The sequence below is a fragment of the Autumnicola tepida genome, assembly GCF_031846485.1.
Classification (GTDB): domain Bacteria; phylum Bacteroidota; class Bacteroidia; order Flavobacteriales; family Flavobacteriaceae; genus Autumnicola; species Autumnicola tepida.
Genome location: NZ_JAVRHQ010000129.1, coordinates 1 through 254, shown reverse-complemented (window position 1 = coordinate 254; position 254 = coordinate 1). Strand labels below are relative to the sequence as shown.

Genomic DNA, 254 nt, shown 5'->3' with positions numbered 1-254 from the left:
AAAGCTTTGAACCCGGCTTCTTCAACTTCTCTGTACCAGTGTGCCAGTTTAGTTAAGGCTATGCCTTTATCAGTATTTTCATTGAATATGGTCCTAAGATTATTGACCAGAGAATAGGCTTTAAAGATATCCGGGTATTCTTTGAAGAGGATCTTTGCGCGTTGTGATTGTTTATCGGTCCATTTAGAGGCTGCTTTGTAGAGTAGGTATCTGCTTCGGGCGAGTAATTGTTTATGAGAGTCACCATTGGATAG

At 40.6% G+C, this 254-nt stretch carries 1 protein-coding gene; it reads right to left on the bottom strand.

Going from position 1 to position 254, the window contains the following annotated elements; all coding sequences use genetic code 11:
- Window positions 1–254: transposase (locus tag RM553_RS19640; protein ID WP_311536657.1), on the bottom strand; the 254-nt coding region annotated here is incomplete at both ends.